We start from the raw sequence: 18,862 nt of genomic DNA, 5'->3' as shown, positions 1-18,862 counted from the left end.
GTCCTTGCCGTCTGCCAGCATGTGGAAACTGTCGCCATCGTCCACGGCGGTCACTTGGCCTAAGTAATCGGCCGCAATCGCCGGCAGCGGTCCAAGGCTGCACACAACCATCATAAGCGAAGCACCAAGGCGCATCTCTTCAGCTCAGTTGCAGATGATGGAGCCACCGCCGTACCCGCCAGTATTGACGCAGTTTCGGGGGCGCTCTGCATTTCGCGCCGCGACGAGAGCACCGTCCGCCTGTCTCCTGGCAGCTTCTAATTGAGCGCGACAATTGACGTAAGCATCGGTGCCCTTTTGGGCACCGTAGGTTAGGCATTGCTGGTCGTCCTTGGCATTTTCTGCCGCTAGGCGCTCCTCTTCGCCCAAGCAGCCCGTCAGCAGCAACAGAAACAGGAACGAAACTCTTTGCATTGCAACAGCCCCAGCCAGTTCTGATCGGTGTTATCGCTGTTACAACCGAGGCTTGTCAAACTAGGTCTTTGACTGTGATCGGCTGGGGGTGACGGCCATCGGTGATCGGCCCGACATGAAGTCCGGCCGGACATCCGCGCCGCGCCGGCCACAGGCGGTGCAGGTAAATCGGCCCTCGATGTCAGACAGGCGGAGGTCATCGGGCCAGCGATCGGCGCTCAGGGCGACGTTGTGGCTGCAGCGGTAGTCGGCGCAATAGATCAGGACGCCGCGCACCCCCATGGCGCGCATCTCGCCAAAGGTGATCTTGACCGGGCGGCCGTCAGTATGAGTGGGGGTGATGCGTCTGTTCGGACGAGCCATCCGGCCAAGAATGGCTGGGCCAGCGCCGAGTCAAATTGTCGATTCCCGGTAGGCCGGAAGGGCGACGAGCTACTGCCCGTCGTGGGTGTGGACAGATGGCTTCCCGTGAGCAGGTGCGCGCGCCTGCGGAACGTAGCCTGACAGTAGTCCGCGAAACGGATACGAAAGGGGCGTGCTGCACGCCGCCTGTCTCCTCTGGGGGAGGCGAGTTCTCTCTGAATGGTGTCTCATGAGCGCTAACGGTTTGATGTCGCCTGACTACGTACCCGAGCAATGGGTACGTGACCTTATAGACCGTGTAGCCTACCTGCGCGGTCGATACCTGACGAGCTACGCTCAATGCGAATTTCTCTTGGCCGACTTATCGGTAAGGGTGGATGGGCGATTTCGCTACGCGCTCGACAAGAGGGTCAATGCGGCCAAGGTGATGGCCGAAAGTGGAGGGGTCCTGGATGCATATGCAGATGAGTTCGTGCCCCTCATTGAAAACATCCATAGCTGGTCTGAGCGAAGGCATTGGTTTGCCCATGGCTTCCTGATCTTCACGCAGGACAAGAAGAAAAATCACCTCTTCGAATTTCGACGCTACGAGCAGCAGCAGGATGGACTGGTACTGCTGACGTGGCAGGCGACAATAGACGCTCTGCAAGATGCGGTTGATGCGATCAACGTCTACACCAAGGCCTTTGTCGCCCTCCATCGCAGAATCTATGACGATCTGAAGCTGGAGGAGCTGTAGAGCCGCACCGCTCATGACCGTGCCCCTCGAGTCGGTCACTGACTTCGAGATAAACCCGCCTATGTTGTGTGCAAACCGAGAGTGCCGAGGACGCTCATTGTGGCCTCGTTGGACCACCGCGCAGCGCTCGGAGGTTTTCCAGCACCTGCTTTGTGAGCGTCGTCAAATAGGCCTTGGCCTCGGCTTGGATGTGGTCCGGCAGGTGGGCCATCCCCCTATCGGCATCTGCCCTGAGGACGTCGAGGATGGCCTTGGCCTTAGAGGCGTCCGGATCATTCCCGGCGCTTGCCAGGAGGAAGGTAAAGCAGCCGCAAGCCATCGCCTCTAGCCCCGCCAGCCTTGCTATGATCGCGTCTTCGTTGTTCACGTTGCCTGCTCCTTCTCGTAAGGGCAGGGAACACTAACATGGCAAGATAATCGGTCCCGATTGCCGGTTCGGGCAATGCACAGGATTGACCGGAAAGCTGCATCCCTTTAATGGCGAGGTCACCGAAGAACTCGCCGTCCAAGGTGTGGGGACTTCTGTGGGGACCTGTACCGTTTTCGTCCGCGTTTTGTGCGTTTCGCGCGAGATAGCGAGAACGGTAAAAGTACTCACTACCCACTGATATTTATGACGTTTTACCAAGTGGGGCCACGTGGCGGAGTGGTTACGCAACGGTCTGCAAAACCGTGTACACCAGTTCAATTCTGGTCGTGGCCTCCATCACAACCCTCTGATTTCCTGGCATAATTAGACGCCCGGCGCGGCTGGCCGCCGCCGCGCGCCGTCGTCGGCCCAGGGGGTGGAGTCGGCGTGATCACCGGGTTTGCCCGGGGCCTGCTGGAACCCCCCGAATCAGGCCGCTGGCATAGAGTTCGCATCTGCGAAGGCATGCATCTCGTCACCCGAGCACTGGAACCACGAATGGGCGACATCGTCCGATTTGTCCCGAAATCCGAGCAGGAGCGGGCTCGCCTCATCCGTGAGGCCCGCGCGATCTATGACAGCATCTTTCCGTCGGCCACGCCCGACCGGGCGCCGCAGGATGGCGAGGATCGCGTCAAGACCTGATTGTGCCGGGTCGGGGTCTCCGGCGCCGACCCCATAGCAAAACGCCCGCGGAAGGCGGGCGGTTCGGTTCACGCTGAACGCGGCTATCAGCTGGCCGCGTACCAGTCGTCGGGAAACGGCAGGAGGGGCCAGGCGCCCTCATTGTCATTGGCGGCTTTGGGCGTCGCGTGGAGGCTCCACGAGCGCCGCACGAACTCCTCCTCCGGCGCGGGGGCGAAATTTTCAATGACCATGGCGTCCCGGACGGCATCCAGCAGCAAGTTGAATTCGGCTTCGCTTCTCATGGCACCCTCGCAGAACGCGGATGGCGCAATGTCGCAAAGCCAGCTTGTCATCCGATTGAGCCGATCGTTCGCATTTTAACGATCCGGCGATCGAGGCTCGATTGGTTAGCGATTTTTAGAAGTCCCGGCGGGAACCTACGTTCCGCACCCCCGTCCGCAGTGTGAAAGAGATCACATCCCGCGCGATTTATTTCTCCTACCCCTTCGCACGACACCGGCCAGGACAGGCCGGGAGGCGGCAGCGCAGACAGGAGACTGGTCATGAAGGCGAGGTTCTTGCGGTTTGCGGGTGTGAAGAGCCGGGCGCGCAGCGCTTCCACGGTCGGGCTGTTCCTGACGCTGTTTGCCTCCGCTGCCCATGCGCAAGGGACGGCGGAGCAGCGCCGGGCCTGCACCCCCGATGTCTACCGGCTCTGCGCCGGCGAAATTCCCAATGTCCGCGCCATCACGGCCTGCCTGCGCCGTAACCGCTCCAGCCTGAGCGAGGCTTGCCGCAGCGTGTTCGACCATCCCGGTGGGTGAACCGCCTATGGATTGCTGCGCAGCAAGTAGCTTGCACGCACGCCCGAATTCCCCGCAGCCGCCCTGTGGATATGCTGCGGATAGATTGTTGACCGGTGAATTGCGGCAGCGCCGCTGCACGGAGCAAGACCTATCGTCTCTTGCGAATTTGGAAGCTCGAATCGGGCGCCCTGGCATGCGACCAGTTTTTGTGCAGCGCCATGCCCAAACCGCGGGCCTCCTCGATCCAATTTTTTGTACGCCCGCGGACAAGCTTTTCAAGCGGGATCCCACCTAGCTTCGCCGTCGACCTGGAACATGGCAGGCGCCATGACAACGCGAAGGAGCTGGAGATGGAGAGACGGGTTTTGCCGTTGGCGCGGCGGGAATTGGCGCGCGCATCATTGTCACCGCGCAAGCTCATGCTCGGCGCCGCCGTCGCTTTTGGACTCCTCGTTGCCGCACCGCTGAGCGCGCAGGCCGCAGCGCCCGCCGCCTGCGCCGCGCTCCAGGAAAAGTACCCGGACTGGAAGGGCAAGACGCTGGTCAACGCCATCAATCCGCATACGCCGGGCTATGAGACCATCGATCCCAAGGATCCCAGCAAGTATATCGGCTTCGACATCGATCTCGGCGAAGCCATCGGCGAATGCCTCGGTTTCAAGCTGACCTACAAGGCGGTGACGTTCGCGGCGCTCCTGACCACGCTCGCCGCCGGACAGGCCGATATCGTGATCTCCGACATCTATGCCACCAAGGAGCGCGCCAAGGCCGCCGACTTCATCACCTACTCGAAGGTGTTCGACGGCGTCCTGGTCGCCAAGGGCAATCCGAAGGGCATCAACGGCATCAACATGTCGCTGTGCGGCGCCGCCGCCGCCGAAAACACCGGCTATGTCGAGGTGCCCCTGATCCAGGCGCTGATCCCGGAATGCAAGAAGGCCGGCAAGCCCGAGCCGACCATCCAGCTCTACGACAACAACGCCAACTGCATTCAGGCGATCCTCGCCGGCCGCGCCGACACCTACATCAACGACGTCAACACCGTCGACAGCGCCGTCAAGGCCTATCCGGACAAGCTGGAGAAGGCGATCGCGGTGACGATCCCGTATTCCGTCGGCATCGCCGTGCCCAAGAACAAGCCGAAATTCCGCGACGCCGTGCTCGCCGCGCTGATCGAGGTGCAGAAGGCCGGCACGCACATGGAGCTTCTGAAAAAGCATGGGCTCGATGTGAACAACTTCATGGAGCCGGAAATTCTCACGGCCGACTGATGTCGCTGTTCCTCCACTATCTGAGCATGCCGTATCTGCTCGCGGGCATCGAACTCACCCTCGAGGTGACTGCCCTCGGGCTCGGCGGTGGATTGATCCTCGGATTGATCCTCGCCGGCATGCAGCTCTCCCGCTTCTGGCTCCTGGCGGCGATCGCCAGGGCCTACACCGTGATCTTCCGCGGCACCCCGCTGATCCTCCAGATGGTGTTCGCCTACGACGCGCTGCCGCATATCGGCATCAAGCTGCCGGCGGTGCTGGCAGCCGGCCTCGCGCTCGCCTGCAACGAGGCGCCGTTCATCGCGGAGATGCTGCGCGCCGGCGTGCTCGGCGTCGATCGCGGGCAGCTGACGGCGGGGCAGGCGCTCGGCATGACGCCGTCAGTGCTGATGCGCAGGATCATCGCGCCGCAGGCCATCCGCACCATGATCCCGGCCTTCGGCAACGAAGCGGTGAGTGCGCTGAAGAATTCCTCGCTCGCCTCGGTGATCGCGGTGCAGGAGCTGACCTTGCGCTCGACCCAGCTTGCATCCTCGACCTTCGATTTCTTCTCGATCTTCTTCGCCTCGGGTCTGCTCTATCTCGTGCTGACCGCCAGCATCAGCGCGATCCAGCTCTTCGTCGAATGGCTGCTGGATCTCGACCGCACCACGCGCCGCGAGCGCAAGCTCGCCGATTATATGCCCTGGCGCCGCGTCGATCTGGTCACCAAGCTCGAACTTGCCGATGCGCCCGTCGCCGATCCGGAGCCCGCGCCAGCAGAGCCCGCGGCCACGCCGCCGCTGGCCCTGACGCGCGAGGAGCGCGCCCGCCGCGCCGCGACGATTGCGCGCAACAATATCGCGGTCGAAGTGAAGGACCTCACCAAGAGCTACGGCCCGCAGAAGGTGCTCGCCGGTCTCGACCTCACGGTGCGCATCGGCGAAGTGGTCGCGTTGCTCGGCCCGAGCGGCTCCGGCAAGAGCACGCTGCTTCGCTGCATCAACCACCTCGAAAACTGGGATGCCGGCACCGTGCGCGTCGGCGGCCGGCGCCTCGGCTTCAGCGAGAATGGCAAGCCGCTGTCGCCGCGGGCGATCGCCAATGAGCGCGCCAGCGTCGGCGTCGGCATGGTGTTTCAGCAATTCAATCTGTTCGCGCATCTGTCGGCGAAGGAGAACATCGCCGGCCCCCTGCGCTGGGTTCACGGCATGACCCGCATCGACGCCGACCGCCGCGCCGCCGAGCTGCTCGATCGCGTCGGGCTCTCGCATCGTGCCCACGCGCTGCCGCGGCATCTCTCCGGCGGCCAGCAGCAGCGCGTCGCCATCGCCCGCGCGCTGGCGCCGAACCCGAGCGTGCTGCTGCTGGATGAGCCGACCTCGGCGCTCGATCCGGAGTTGGTCAACGAGGTGCTGGAGGTGATCCGCCGCCTCGCCATCGACGACGGCCTCACCATGATCATCTCGACACACCAGATCCGCTTCGCCGACGAGGTCGCCGACCGCGTCGCCTTCCTGAGCGGCGGCGCGATCATCGAGGAGGGACCGGCGCACGAGGTGCTGTCCAATCCCCGCAATCCGCTGACGGCGCGATTCCTCAGCGTGATGGAAGCCGACAAGACTCCGGAGGCGGTGCGATGAGCGGCGCATCCGCAAGGTTCAAGAGTCCCGAAGAGGCCATTTCATGAAGCATGTCACGCTGCCGGTTTCGCCGAAAACCGTCCACTGGGGCTATTTCTCCAAGACAGTAGCGCCGGCCCTGACGCTGCGCTCCGGAGATCGCGCCACGATCGAGACGCTGACCCACCACGCCAATGACGATTACGAGCGAATGATCCAGGGCGATCCAGGCGCCGAAAGCGTGTTCCAGTGGACGCGCGAGCACAAGGCTGTCGCGCGCCGCGGCTCAGGTCCGACGGAAGGCCCGTTCATCCGCGGCGCAGGCGAGGGGATCGGCGTGCATTTGCTCACCGGACCGGTCGCAATCGAAGGCGCCGAGCCCGGCGACATTCTGGAGGTGCGCATCCTCGACGTCCGGCCACGGCCGAGCTGCAGCGCCTGCCATGCCGGCCGCTGCTTCGGCTCCAACGTCGCAGCCAATTGGGGCTTTCACTATCACGACCTGATCGAGGAGCCGAAGCCGCGCGAGGTCGTCACCATCTTCGAGCTGGACACGTCCGGCGAGCCCTACGCGAAGGCGGTCTACAATTACGTCTGGACGCCGCAGACAGATCCTGACGGCATCGTGCATGCGACCATCGACTATCCCGGCGTCCGCGTCGATCACGCCACCATCAGGAAGCGCCAGAACATTCTCTCCAGCGTGAAGGTGCCGGCGCGGCTGCATTTCGGCACGATGGGCCTCGCACCGTCGGAAGCCGACTTCGTCAGCTCGATCCCGCCGAGCTACACCGGCGGCAACATCGACGACTGGCGCATCGGCAAGGGCGCGCGGATGTTCTATCCGGTTGCCGTCCCCGGCGCCTATTTCTCGGTCGGTGATCCGCACGCCGCGCAGGGCGACAGCGAGCTTGGCGGCACCGCGATCGAGACCTCGCTGACCGGCGACTTCGAATTCATCCTGCACAAGAAGGCCGACCTTGCCGGTACCAGCCTCGAAGGCCTCGACCACCCGATGCTGGAGACCGACCACGCCTGGTCGTTCTACGGTTTCACCTATCCGAACTATCTCGCCACGCTCGGCGCCGATGCGCAAACCGAGATTGCTAATCACTCGAGTCTCGACCGTGCGATGCGCGATGCGTTCAGAAAGCTCCGCCGCTTCCTGATGACGGTGCATCGTCTCAGCGAGGACGAGGCGATCTCGCTGATGTCGGTCGGGGCCGATTTCGGCGTCACCCAGGTCGTCGACGCCAATTGGGGCGTCCACGGCACGATCCGCAAGAACATCTTCCGGTGCGACTGAATCTCTGCACGTCGTCATGCTCTAACGCTTTGAAGAGCAGCCCGTTTTTCAGGATGGGATGGTGACCGACGAACCTCGTCTTCGGCCCGTCGCGGCGACGGATGACCGCGTGCGTCTGGCACGGAGGTTGCTTCGATCGACTGCAATCTGGGTCGATCCGATGAGCTTCCGCCCGTTCACGAGCGAGTCCTACGCGCAAGACGACCGCCCAGAAGCCTGGCGGGACGTGCTGGCCGCGGTCGGCCTGCAGCCGGCGGGTGGCCACAGCGTATTGGACGGACACGCGACCGCATCGCACCGGCACGCCGCGGGCGTCGCCCTGACGCGCATGGCGGCGGGCGCGCAGAGCGTCGTTCCGCTCTCACGAGCAAGCGAAGACCTTCCCATCGCGCTGATACCGGTCGAGGACGGCATGGTGCTGAAGAGCGCCGGCAGTCATCGTATCGTTCCCGTCGGTCATCTCGTGCTGCTGCCCCGCAGCGGCGATTGGAGCATCGTGTTCCAGCGCGACATGCGCGCCATCGTGCTGTCGGTGACGTCGGAAGCGCTGCACGGTCGCCTTTCGGGCAAGCCGCGGCTCGGCGGGCCCCGCGTCGTTCCGCCCAGCGGCTTCGCCGACGTCTTCTCCCGTCTGCTCGATGCCACTGCACGGACGCTCGACACCCTGAGCGATCCCGAATGGAATTCGGTCGCGCAATCCTTCGTCGATCTGCTGCTGACGCTGGTGCATCAGCTGGCGTCCTCGGCCTCCGATGCTGGATCGAGCGCGACGCAGGCCGCGCTGCTGCACCGGATCTGCCAGACCATCGAGCGTCGCCTCGACGATCCCGATCTGGTGCCGGCGCGCGTCGCGCAGGCCGAGGGAATTTCCGAACGCTACTTGCAAAAGCTGTTCGAGACGGTCGGGGACAATTTCACCCACTACGTTCGCGAGCGCCGCCTCCAGCGCGCCTGGGCCGACCTATCCAACCCAACCGAGGCACATCGCTCGATCTCGGAGATCGCCTACGCCTACGGTTTTGGCGACTCCGCGCATTTCAGCCGCGCCTTCCGACATCGCTTCGGCCTGCCGCCGCGAGAGTTTCGCCAGCAGGAGGCGGAGCGCGCGACTGCACAGCACGGCGTCGCCGGCCAGCGCGGCTGGCCGCAGGAGGCACTGGCGCAGCTTCGCGTCCATCAGAGCTTGGAGACGCGCAGCAGTGTCGCCTGCGCCGGCGCCGAGGCGCGCACGACCGCAGAACGCCGTCATCACCATCTCCCGGTCGAGGCCAGCCGCGTCCATTGGGGTTATTTCAGCCGCTCGCTGCCGCCGCAGATCGAGATCGCCTCCGGCGACACCATCACCATCGAGACGCTGACGCAGCACGCCTCCGACGATCCCGAGCTGATGATCGCCGGCGATGCCGCCGCCGAAAGCGTGTTCGGCTGGACGCGGGACAGGAAGAACGTCGACCGCCGCGGCGCAGGGCCCATGGACGCCAGCGTATTCGGCCGCGGCGCCGGCGAGGGCTTCGGCGTGCACATCTGCACTGGCCCCGTCGCGGTGAAGGACGCCCAGCCAGGTGATGTGCTGGAGGTGCGCATCCTCGACATCGTGCCGCGGGCGAGCCGCAATCCGAACCATGCGGGCCGCGTGTTCGGCTCCTCGGTCGCGGCGTGGTGGGGCTATCACTACAACGAGTTTCTCGGCGGTCCCAAGCCGCGCGAAGCGGTCACCATCTACGAGATCTTCGACGACGCCGAGGTGCCGCACGCCCGTGCGCTCTATTCCTACCGCTGGGAGCCGCAGACCGATCCTTTCGGCGTAGTTCACACGACCTACGACTATCCTGGCGTTCCCGTCGCATCCGCCACGATCAAGCGTCGCCATGCCGTGCTCGACGGCATCAAGATCCCCCTGCGTCCGCATTTCGGCGTGATCGCTGTGGCGCCGCGCGAGGTCGAATTCGTCGATTCCGTGCCGCCGTCCTATTTCGGCGGCAATCTCGACAATTGGCGGCTGGGGAAGGGGGCGGCCGTGTATCTTCCGGTCTCGGTTCCCGGGGCGCTGCTGTCGGTCGGCGATCCCCATGCCGCGCAGGGCGATGGCGAGCTCAGCGGCACCGCGATCGAATGCTCGATGACCGGCACATTCGAGGTGATCCTGCACAAGAAGGCCGATCTCGCCGGCCGGCCTTTCGCCGATCTCTCTTATCCCCTGATCGAGACCGCCACCGATTGGGTGCTGACCGGCTTCAGCCACCCAAACTATCTCGCGGAGTTCGGCGCCCAAGGCCAGAGCGAAGTCTACGCCAAGTCCTCGCTCGACCTCGCCATGAAGGACGCGTTCCGCAAGATGCGGCGCTTCCTGATGAACGTCAAAGGCCTCAGCGAGGACGAGGCCATCGCGCTGATGTCGGCCGCCGTCGATTTCGGCGTCACCCAGGTCGTCGACGGCAATTGGGGCGTGCACGCCATCCTCAGCAAGCGCCTGTTCCAGGACATACCCTAGCAAGGACACTCGAGTTGAAATTCCACATGATCAGCGACGGGCCGAAGCCGGTCGCGCCCTTCAGCCACGCGGTGGAAACCGATGGTTTCGTCTTCGTCACGGGCCAGATGCCGGACACGCCGCAGACGCCGGGCGTGCTGCCCGAGGGCATCGTCGCGCAGACCCGCGCGGTGATGGCGAACTTGAAGATCGTTTTGGCCGGTCTCGATCTCGGCCTCGAGCATGTCGTGATGACGCGAGTTTATCTCACGCGCTTCAGGGAGGACTACACGGCCATGAACGAGACCTACCGCACATTCTTTCCGCCGGACCGGCTCCCCGCGCGCACCTGTGTCGGGGTCACCGGGCTCGCCTATGACGCGTTGATCGAGATCGATCTGGTGTGCCGTCGGCCGTGACGGTCGGCAGGGTGGGCCGAGAGCGTGCTCATTTGTCTCAAATCGCAATCTGTGCGAGCAGAAAATCTTGATCGGTTGTGAGTAGAGGTATTGGGGTGGGCTTGAACGTGGTCGGCGACCGGCGCGACTAACCGGCAGAGTGCCGAGGGATCAGAGGAATGTGAACAACCCGCCTCTTCCTAAAGTACTAAAACGGTGCTTTAGTGCTTTTCATGAGCCAGTCCTCTCGAAACGCTCCATCCGCGCTGCGATACAGGCTTGCCCCTGACCCGGCCGCCAAGGCCGCACTGGAGGCGACGTTCCAGGCCTATGACCGCATGATGGAAATCCTGGACGAGGTCGCGCGGAGCCACAACGTCGGTTCCAACGTCGTGCTGCTGCATGCCCACGCCTATGACCCGATCCGCAAAGCAACCGCGCTGCCGTCGCGTCTGGTGACGCTGGGCCTGCGCGACCGCAGCGAATATCGCGCGGCGCAGGGCCGCCGTCTGCCGCTCGACGACAAGCTCGCCAAGATCAAGGGCCCGGCCACCATCTCGATTGCGACCGTGCAAGGGCGCTTCAACGTGCCCTTCGACTATGCCGGCTATGCCGAGGGCTGGGGGCAAAGCGTGCCCGCGTGCCTGGTTCGCACCGAGGACGGTTTCGAAGTCCACTACGGCGTCACGCCGAACATTCTGCCAGAGGAGGAGAACGCTATGGAGAACATCGCTGCCGCCCCCGACAATTTCCTGTCCCGGGTCGGGCGCCTGATCGCCGGGATCGCTTACGACGCGATCGAGCAGGCGGAAGGCAAGAACAAGCTTGGAGTGGTCGGACAGGCCATCCGCGAGATCGAGCGCGCCGAGAGCGAAGCGCGCGACGCGCTCGCCGCCGCGCGCGCCGAGGAATACCGCCTCAACGCGCGCCGGACCGAAATCGAGCGCGAGATGGCCAACCTCACCCCCAAGATCGAAGCGGCGATCGCCGATGGCCGCGACGACCTCGCTCGCGCCGGCATCGCGCGGCAGATGGATCTGGAGGCGCAGTTCGACGTGCTCTCCCGCGCCATCGACGAGAACAACGAGAAGATCGAGCAATCTGTGACTTCGCTGCGTGCGGTGCTGTCGGCGCTCCAGGACGCCGAGCAGCGCCGCGCCGAGCTCGAAAAGAGCGAGGCGGCCGCAAGCCAGCAGGGCTCGACGGCGTCCCGTAAGCAGGGTGGCACTTCCGCAGCAGCCAAGGCCTTGCGTGCGGGCAGGGCGGTGGCCCGCGCCACCGGCGTGCCCCAGGCCATCCCGTATTCGAGCGATATCGACGAGCTCAGCACGCTCCATCGCGACAAGGAAATTGCGGCGAGGCTGGCGCGTCTGAAGTCACGCACCTGAGTGCCGTGTCATGAGCGCTCTGCTCGAACACGTCATGTCGCCGGAGGTGAGGCCGTTCGCGATTGCGGCGGCCATGATCGTCATCGTCGGCTCGATCGAGGCGGTCTCGATGCTGGTCGGGGCCTCCTTGAGCGAGATGCTCGGCGCCCACTTCGATTTCGGTCATCCCAGCGACAATGGCGTGATCAACGCCATCTCCTGGATCAACGTCGGCGGCGTGCCGCTGTTGATCTTCCTGCTGCTGCTGCTCGGCGCCTTCTCCATCACCGGCTTCCTGATCCAGGACGTCGCGCAGATGGTGGCCGGTCCCTTGCCGGCGACGGTCGCCTCGGTCGGGGCGGTCGTGGTCTCGGTTCCACTGGTCCGCGCCGCCAGCCGCGCCATCGCGCGGGTCATTCCCAAGGATGAAAGCTACGCCGTCGGCCTCGGCGACCTCGTCGGCCGCATCGGTGAGGTCGTCATCGGCCCGCTCGACCAGGGGCCACCCGGCCGGGTCAGCGTCGCCGATGTCCATGGCAACCGCCATTTCGTCTCGGCGGTCGCGGCGCCGTCATCGGCCCCTTTGCCGCAGGGAACCGCCGTCCTGCTCGTCGATCGGGCCGGCACGCGCTTTGTGGCGGTCAAGGCCGACGATGAACTCAAACCTTCCAAGCCCAGTCTAAGCAGCAGCTAGGTCATTATCGGAGAAAGTCATGTTCGACATCGCAGTTCCGGCCATGATCGGCGTCGCGCTGATCGTCGTCTTGGGGATCGTCTTTACCATCCTCTACAAGCGCGCAACCCGCGACGAAGCCTTCGTGCGCACCGGCCTTGGCGGCAAGAGGGTCGTGCTCGACGGCGGCGCCATGATCCTTCCGATCTTCCACTCCTATGCCAGCGTCAATCTGAAGACGCTGCGGCTCACCGTGGAACGCAAGGAGCGGGAATCCCTGATCACCAAGGACCGCCTGCGCGTCGACATCGTCGCCGAATTCTACGTCCGCGTTCGTCCTGACGACGAGAGCATCGCGCTGGCCAGCCAGACGCTGGGCGCGTTGACCAACGACGCCGAGGCTTTGCGCGACCAGGTCGAGGCCAAGTTCGTCGACGGCCTGCGCTCGGTGGCTGCGACTATGACCATCCTGGAGCTGCAGGAAAAGCGCAGCGATTTCGTCAAGCACGTGCAGGCGACCGTGGAGTCCGACGTCAAGTCCAACGGTCTCGAGCTGGAATCGGTGTCGCTGACCAAACTCGACCAGACCGACGTGAAGTTCTTCAACCCCGAAAACTTCTTCGACGCCGAGGGCCTGACCCAGCTCAAGACCATCACCGAGACCCGCCGCCGCGACCGCAACGCCATCGTGCGCGACAACGAGGTCGCGATCGCGCAAAAGGACCTCGAGGCGCGGCAGCAGACACTGACAATCGAGCGGACCAAGAAGGAAGCCGAGCTTTCGCAGGAGCGCGACATCGCCAACAAGACCGCGAGCACCCGCGCCGAGGTCGCAACCGCAACCCAGACCGCGCGCCTGACCGAGGAGAACGCCCGGATCGATACCGACAGGGCAGTTGCCGAAAAGGAGGCCGGTGCCAAGCAGGTCAAGGAAACCGCAGTGATCGAATCGGATCTGGCGATCAACAAGCGCAAGACCGATGCCCAGCGCGAGATCCAGATCGCCACGCAGGAGAACGAGATCCAGATCGCCGCCAAGAGCAAGCAGACCTCGGAAGCCGTCGCCGAAGCCAAGACCGCCGAAGCGCTTGCCGTCTCCGCGGAGGAAAAGGTCGTGACTGCGCGTGCGGTCGAGGTGGCCGATCGCGCCCGTCTCACCCAGGTGCTTGCTGCGCGGACCGAGGCCGAACGCAAATCGACCGAGCTGATCGTCGCGGCCGAGGCGGAGAAGAAGGCTTCGCTCGATCGCGCCGAAGCCGTGAAGACGCTGGCCACGGCCGAAGCCGAGTCCAACAAAATCAAGGCCGTCGGCGTCCGCGACATCGGTGAGGCCGAGGCCGCCGTCATCACCATGAAGAACGAGGCGCAGAACAAGCTCGGCAGCAACATCATCGACTTCGAGATCGCCAAGAGACGGATCGAGACGATGCCGTCGGCGCTGGCCGAAATGGTCAGGCCGATCGCCAACCTCAAGGACGTCCGTATCCTGCACACCGGCGGCGCGTTCGGCGGCAACGGCGCCGGCGGAGGCAATGTCGGCTTCGGCGAAGGACTCGCCGGCGAGCTGCTCAAGGTGCATGCGCTGCGTCCGATGATCGACGAGATCCTGCGCCAGGGCGGCTTTGCGCCCGGCGACGATCCCGTGCAGGCGCTGGTCGGCGCCGTGACCGGAAAGAGCAACGGCGCCGCCGTGCCGGCGCCAGCGCCGGAAAAGGCAAACGCCGCCGATCTATGAATGCCGGTTCATTGCTGCGGAGAATTCGAAACGATAGAAACAGGTCCTGCGCGTCTCGCGTCGCGCAACGTTCCGGAGTGCAGATCGACGGCGTGTTGAACCTTCGATCGCGCTCCGGACCCGTCTTGAGGCAACGCTTTTGTTGCCGCGGCGCCTGCGCCGATCGACGCCAGGCGCCGAGGCCTGTTTCGATCGGAGGATTTTCACATGAAGCATTTTCTGACTGGATTGATCGCGATCGGTCTTTCGATCGCCGCCATGCCGTCGGTCGCGGCTGACGCCCGCAACGTCACCGTCGTCAACGAGACCGGCTATGCCATCAAATTCCTGGGCTTCAACGCACCGAATGACGGCCTGGACGAGTGGGACAACGAACTGGAGAAGGTGTTGCAGAACCAGGCCAGCACCTATGTCGAGTTCGACGAGGACGACGAGGGCTGTGTCTGGAACATCCGCGTCGACTGGCAGAGCTACGACGAGGCCGTGCTGTGGAAGAACGTCAACCTCTGCAAGATGACCGCGCTTCGGCTGCGCTACGATTCCGGCACCAAGACCACCTCGTTTCTTGCGGAATAGCGGCTGCCGACAAATTCCGGAGGAGGGGCCGTTCAGACCCTTCCTCAAGGACGTTTCGGATGACGACGAATTCCTCCTTTGCAAGCGCAAGCGGCTTTGTTATACGCAGCCGCGCGCGAACGACTGGTTCGCCTTTTCCTCGGTAGCTCAGCGGTAGAGCATCCGACTGTTAATCGGATGGTCGCTGGTTCGAATCCAGCCCGGGGAGCCAAATTTTTCCGTAAATTCAATAAGTTGTGGCCGCATCCTCGTGCGACGCGCGATCTCGTTGCATCTTTCTCTGAGCCGCGAATCCACGATTCCTGCCTCGAATTCGCGTTCAAACAGATGTGTGGATGGGCGTCGTCGCGCCATGCGGACGGCGCCAAATCGACCCAATTGAAATCGAGCTTCGACAGCTGCCGGATCTTTACGGAGCTGATTCGCATGCCACACATCCAGGTCGACCGTTCCGAAATGGCCCCCTCGATTCTGCCGGCTGAGATCCCGGAGCTCAGCGACGACGAATGCCTCGCCTGTCTGGCGCGTGCGGTCGAGACGCCCGATTCGGCGCGGCTGGATGAGGTCGCAGCTCTGATCGGCCGGCTCGCGGTGGCGATCGAATAATCCGTTCCGACGCCGGGTGCGGTCAGATGCGGAAGCCTTAGTCCCGCAGGCGAACGGCCGTGTTGCGTTTTGGCCGTGCATGCTCCAAAGATGCCGCGATTTCGTCCGCGGCATCGTCCGCATTGCAGGGTCCGCAAATGTCCGGTTTTTCGACCGCGCGCCTCAAAATGGTCGATGGCCAGGTGCGCACCAATGACGTCACCGACCGTCGTGTTCTCGATGCCATGCTTACGGTTCCGCGCGAGGCCTTCGTGCCGGCCGCCCGGCAGGCACTGGCCTATCTCGATCTCGACCTCGACGTGAGCGAGGGCACAGCCAAGCGTTTCCTCATCAAGCCGCAGCTGACCGGCAAGCTGCTTCAGGCCGCCGAAATCGGCGAGGGCGACAGCGTGCTGGTGGTCGGCTGCGCCACGGGATACCTCGCGGCGCTGGCTGCCAAGCTGGCCCGCCAGGTCACCGCAACGGAATGCGATTCGGCGCTCGCCGCGAAGGCCAAGGATGCCTTGACGTCGCTGGGGCTTGCCAATGTCACCTGCAAGGCCGCTTCCTGCACCGAAGGCGACCCGTCCGCCGCCCCCTTTGACGTGATCATCCTCAATGGCGCTGCCGAGGTCATGCCGGAGGCGCTGCTCGGGCAGCTCAAGGAGGGCGGGCGCCTGGTAGGGGTGTCCGCCGAATCCAGGCAGCCGCGGGCCATGATCATGACCCGGACTCACGGTGAATTCGGCCATCGAACCCTGTTCGACGCCACCGCGCCGGTCCTTCCCGGGCTCGAACGGGCCGCCGCTTTCGTCTTCTGACGACCCAAAGCCCGTTAAAATCCCGTTCTGAATCAGAAGTGTGGCCGGGATGCTGCACGTGAAGAGTTTCCACCGAGAACTACCTTGAGGTGGTTCCGTCATGCCCATCCGCGTCCTATGTTGCGGCGGGGCAACGACTCCACTCGGTAGACGGTAACCCAGCTCGCGGGCACGAGCCGGGCGTTAGAATGAACGGAATTTCAGGGATGCATGGGGTGAAGCTCTTCACCGGAGCTGCGGTTTCGGTCCTGTTGCTGGCGCTCGCCGGGCCGGCGCCTGCCTTGGCCGACACGATCGAGGCGGCACTGGTGCGCGCCTATCAGAACAATCCGCAGCTCAACGCACAGCGTGCCCAGGTGCGATCAACTGACGAGGGCGTTCCGCAGGCATTGTCCGGCTACCGGCCCAAGGTCAATCTGACGGCGAGCGGTGGCTATCAGTACCAGGATTTGCAGAGTGGCGTGGGGGCTGACTCAGTCTCCGGAACCAGGACGCCCCGCAGCGTTGGCGTTACCGCGACGCAGACGCTCTACAACGGCAACATTACCGCCAACAGGACGCGGGCGGCGGAGAGCCAGGTTTCCGGCACCCGTGAAGCGCTGCGCGGTATGGATCAGAGCGTGCTGCTGAGCGCCGCAACGACCTACATGGACTATCTGCGGGACGCCGCCACGCTCGAGGTCCAGCGCAGCAACGTCCGCGTCCTCGAGCAAACGCTGAAGCAGACCCGTGATCGCTTCAATGTCGGCGAGGTGACACGCACCGACGTCGCACAATCGGAAGCGCAGCTGGCTGCCGGCAGGACCCAGGCCCTTACCGCGGAATCGAATCTCAACACGACTCGCGCCGCCTTCCGTCGCGTCATCGGCAACGATCCGACGAACCTTGCGCCGGGCTCACCGGTCGATCGGTTTCTTCCCTCAACGCTTGCCTCGGCGATCGAACTCGGTCTGGTCGAGCACCCCGACGTGACCGCCGCGATGTACGGCATCGATGTCAATTATCTGCAGGTCAAAATCGCCGAGGGTGCGCTGCTGCCGACACTTACGGCTCAGGTAACGGCCCAGCGGGCCGACGAACAGTCCTTGATTCAGATGCGCTCGTACACCGCATCGGCGATCGCGCAGCTCCAGGTGCCGATTTATAATGGCGGTGGCGAATATTCGCTGATCCGCCAATCCAAGGAAAATCTGGCGCAGCAGCGCCTCAATCTCGAAAAGACTCGCGATCAGGTTCGCGCGACCATCGTGCAATGGTGGGGCTCGTTGCAGGCCGGCAAGGCGCAGGTGCAGTCGGCGCAGGCGCAGGTGACGGCGTCCGAGATCGCGCTCAATGGCGTCCGCGAGGAAGCCAAGGCCGGTCAGCGCACGACCCTCGACGTGCTCAACGCGCAGCAGGCGCTGGTCAATGCGCGCGTCGCGCTCGTGACCGCGCAGCACGACCGGGTCGTCGCATCCTACAACGTCCTCGCCGCCGTCGGCCGTCTGGCGCCGCAGGTGCTTGGCCTTGCGACCAATGTCTACGATCCCAGCGTTCACTACCATCAGGTCCGCGACAGCTGGGCCGGCGTGCGCACGCCTGACGGGCGCTGATCCCCGTAATCGTCCGGTCGGCCTCGCGAACAGCCGAAGCCGACCGGCGCTTTGCTTGCAATCATCAAAATCCCTGACATAGCCTTGCCAGGACAATGCGGGTCGATTCGCCTCGTATTGATGCCGTATGCGTAAAGCTTGAGTGCCGGGGGCAGGGGCGCACCGCCGCACGTTGAGCCGTGATCTGGGGACAAGTCGGGCTGCCGCGACGAAAATGGCAGGCCGCCCGCCCGGAACCGGGCCAATCCTGTCTTGCTTGGTGTAAAACAACTCATGCGAGGGCGTTGATGATGTGGAGTCGGAGATGACGCAGCCTGCAAAGGTCACAGAACCCTCGATGGAGGAGATTCTGGCCTCGATCCGGCGCATCATTGCCGACGACGAGGCCAAGCCGCCGCCGGCTGAGACCGCCAAGCCTGAGAAAGCCGCGGCCCCCGCAGCGCCGCCAAAGCCGCAGGCGATGAACGACATTCCGCCCTCCAAGGTCGCACCGGCCAAACCGGCCGCCGAGAAGCCCACTCCTCCTCCGGCCGCAAAGCCGGCCCCAGCTCCCGCACCTGCGGCGGATGCATCGCCAAACAGTCAGGACGATATCGACGCGCTGCTGGCGGGACTCGACGCAGCCACACCCGCGCCCGAGGTCCGCGCGCCTGAGCCGGAGCCCGAGCCCGAGCCTGAACCCGACGTGCTCGAATTGACCGACGAGATGGCGATGGATCCGACGCCGGCTCCGCCGCCACCGAGCTTCCGCAAGGTCGAGCCGCGGGACGATCTCGAATTCGCCGAATCGCCGCCACCGCGTCCGACCCCGCCACCGTCCTACGCGCCGGTGGACTTCGACGCCCCGCCGCTGCCGCCGCAGCAGCCGATCCTGGCGCAGTCGACGGTCTCGGCGGTGGAATCCGCCTTCAACTCCCTGGCCCATACGGTGCTGAGCAGCAATGCACGCACGCTGGAGGATCTGGTCAAGGAGATGCTGCGTCCGATGCTGAAATCCTGGCTCGACGACAATTTGCCGGGCCTTGTCGAACGCATCGTGAAGGCCGAAATCGAGCGGGTCTCGCGCGGCGGCCGCTGACGCGGGCGCTGCGGCCCCGATAAAGCCCTGC

At 64.3% G+C, this 18,862-nt stretch carries 19 protein-coding genes and 2 tRNA genes; 18 read left to right on the top strand and 3 right to left on the bottom strand.

The window, feature by feature from the left end:
* Window positions 1-474 precede the first annotated feature (474 nt).
* Window positions 475-777: a hypothetical protein gene (locus D6B98_RS14780; RefSeq protein ID WP_126257712.1), complete on the bottom strand. Its 303-nt coding sequence runs from the start codon at window positions 775-777 to the stop codon at window positions 475-477.
* A gap of 229 nt (window positions 778-1,006) precedes the next feature.
* Here D6B98_RS14780 and D6B98_RS14775 point away from each other — a divergent pair, with 229 nt between their 5' ends.
* Window positions 1,007-1,516: a hypothetical protein gene (locus D6B98_RS14775; protein WP_126257711.1), complete on the top strand. Its 510-nt coding sequence runs from the start codon at window positions 1,007-1,009 to the stop codon at window positions 1,514-1,516.
* A 94-nt stretch (window positions 1,517-1,610) separates the two neighbouring features.
* On the opposite strand, the gene D6B98_RS14770 is transcribed toward D6B98_RS14775, so the two are convergent.
* Entirely contained in the window at window positions 1,611-1,883 is a 273-nt protein-coding gene (locus D6B98_RS14770; RefSeq protein WP_126257710.1) for a hypothetical protein, read from the bottom strand.
* Between the two features lie 265 nt (window positions 1,884-2,148).
* Between D6B98_RS14770 and D6B98_RS14765 the strand changes: the two genes are divergently transcribed.
* Together D6B98_RS14765 and D6B98_RS39855 are read left to right on the top strand one after the other, a co-directional pair.
* Window positions 2,149-2,222: transfer RNA gene (locus tag D6B98_RS14765), tRNA-Cys, on the top strand.
* Window positions 2,223-2,423: 201 nt separating this feature from the next.
* On the top strand, window positions 2,424-2,570 hold the full coding sequence (locus tag D6B98_RS39855) for a hypothetical protein (RefSeq protein WP_164718606.1): 147 nt from the start codon (window positions 2,424-2,426) through the stop codon (window positions 2,568-2,570).
* Between the two features lie 86 nt (window positions 2,571-2,656).
* Here the strand turns inward: D6B98_RS39855 and D6B98_RS14760 are convergent, their stop codons facing one another.
* Window positions 2,657-2,854, bottom strand: coding sequence for a hypothetical protein (locus tag D6B98_RS14760; protein WP_126257709.1), 198 nt, complete (start codon window positions 2,852-2,854; stop codon window positions 2,657-2,659).
* 261 nt (window positions 2,855-3,115) lie between these two features.
* Here D6B98_RS14760 and D6B98_RS14755 point away from each other — a divergent pair, with 261 nt between their 5' ends.
* From D6B98_RS14755 to D6B98_RS14685, 15 genes are all read left to right on the top strand, one after another.
* Window positions 3,116-3,376, top strand: a complete 261-nt coding sequence (locus tag D6B98_RS14755; protein ID WP_126257708.1) for a hypothetical protein — start codon at window positions 3,116-3,118, stop codon at window positions 3,374-3,376.
* Window positions 3,377-3,708: 332 nt separating this feature from the next.
* Window positions 3,709-4,629 carry an ABC transporter substrate-binding protein gene (locus tag D6B98_RS14750; protein ID WP_126257707.1) on the top strand — a complete coding sequence of 307 codons (921 nt, stop codon included), beginning with the start codon at window positions 3,709-3,711 and terminating at the stop codon, window positions 4,627-4,629.
* Window positions 4,629-6,251, top strand: a complete 1,623-nt coding sequence (locus tag D6B98_RS14745) for an amino acid ABC transporter permease/ATP-binding protein (protein WP_126257706.1) — start codon at window positions 4,629-4,631, stop codon at window positions 6,249-6,251. Before D6B98_RS14750 ends, D6B98_RS14745 begins: the two co-directional genes overlap by 1 nt.
* Window positions 6,252-6,294: 43 nt before the next feature.
* Entirely contained in the window at window positions 6,295-7,536 is a 1,242-nt protein-coding gene (locus D6B98_RS14740; protein ID WP_126257705.1) for an acetamidase/formamidase family protein, read from the top strand.
* Between the two features lie 160 nt (window positions 7,537-7,696).
* Window positions 7,697-10,027, top strand: a complete 2,331-nt coding sequence (locus tag D6B98_RS14735) for an acetamidase/formamidase family protein (RefSeq protein ID WP_164718632.1) — start codon at window positions 7,697-7,699, stop codon at window positions 10,025-10,027.
* Window positions 10,028-10,041: 14 nt separating this feature from the next.
* Window positions 10,042-10,425: a RidA family protein gene (locus D6B98_RS14730; protein ID WP_126257703.1), complete on the top strand. Its 384-nt coding sequence runs from the start codon at window positions 10,042-10,044 to the stop codon at window positions 10,423-10,425.
* Window positions 10,426-10,628: 203 nt separating this feature from the next.
* Window positions 10,629-11,792 (top strand): PspA/IM30 family protein, encoded by a 1,164-nt coding sequence (locus tag D6B98_RS14725; RefSeq protein WP_126257702.1) that lies wholly within the window; start codon window positions 10,629-10,631, stop codon window positions 11,790-11,792.
* Between the two features lie 10 nt (window positions 11,793-11,802).
* Window positions 11,803-12,465, top strand: a complete 663-nt coding sequence (locus D6B98_RS14720) for an OB-fold-containig protein (protein WP_126257701.1) — start codon at window positions 11,803-11,805, stop codon at window positions 12,463-12,465.
* Window positions 12,466-12,484: 19 nt separating this feature from the next.
* A complete protein-coding gene (locus D6B98_RS14715; RefSeq protein ID WP_126257700.1) occupies window positions 12,485-14,179 on the top strand; it encodes a flotillin family protein in 1,695 nt (564 codons plus the stop codon).
* Window positions 14,180-14,386: 207 nt separating this feature from the next.
* The gene (locus D6B98_RS14710) at window positions 14,387-14,755 is read left to right on the top strand and encodes a hypothetical protein (RefSeq protein WP_126257699.1); all 369 of its coding nucleotides are present in this window, start codon (window positions 14,387-14,389) and stop codon (window positions 14,753-14,755) included.
* A 136-nt stretch (window positions 14,756-14,891) separates the two neighbouring features.
* Window positions 14,892-14,966, top strand: a tRNA-Asn gene (locus D6B98_RS14705).
* Window positions 14,933-15,361 carry a hypothetical protein gene (locus D6B98_RS14700; RefSeq protein WP_126257698.1) on the top strand — a complete coding sequence of 143 codons (429 nt, stop codon included), beginning with the start codon at window positions 14,933-14,935 and terminating at the stop codon, window positions 15,359-15,361. Before D6B98_RS14705 ends, D6B98_RS14700 begins: the two co-directional genes overlap by 34 nt.
* A gap of 137 nt (window positions 15,362-15,498) precedes the next feature.
* The gene (locus D6B98_RS14695; protein WP_126257818.1) at window positions 15,499-16,161 is read left to right on the top strand and encodes a protein-L-isoaspartate O-methyltransferase family protein; all 663 of its coding nucleotides are present in this window, start codon (window positions 15,499-15,501) and stop codon (window positions 16,159-16,161) included.
* A gap of 206 nt (window positions 16,162-16,367) precedes the next feature.
* Window positions 16,368-17,753: a TolC family outer membrane protein gene (locus D6B98_RS14690; RefSeq protein ID WP_126257817.1), complete on the top strand. Its 1,386-nt coding sequence runs from the start codon at window positions 16,368-16,370 to the stop codon at window positions 17,751-17,753.
* A gap of 304 nt (window positions 17,754-18,057) precedes the next feature.
* The gene (locus tag D6B98_RS14685) at window positions 18,058-18,831 is read left to right on the top strand and encodes a PopZ family protein (RefSeq protein ID WP_164718605.1); all 774 of its coding nucleotides are present in this window, start codon (window positions 18,058-18,060) and stop codon (window positions 18,829-18,831) included.
* Window positions 18,832-18,862 lie beyond the last annotated feature (31 nt).

The sequence above is a fragment of the Bradyrhizobium sp. LVM 105 genome, assembly GCF_003957705.1.
In the GTDB taxonomy this organism is placed as follows: domain Bacteria; phylum Pseudomonadota; class Alphaproteobacteria; order Rhizobiales; family Xanthobacteraceae; genus Bradyrhizobium; species Bradyrhizobium frederickii.
Note: the sequence above shows the minus strand (reverse complement) of the source record. Positions and strands in the feature narration are given on the sequence as shown.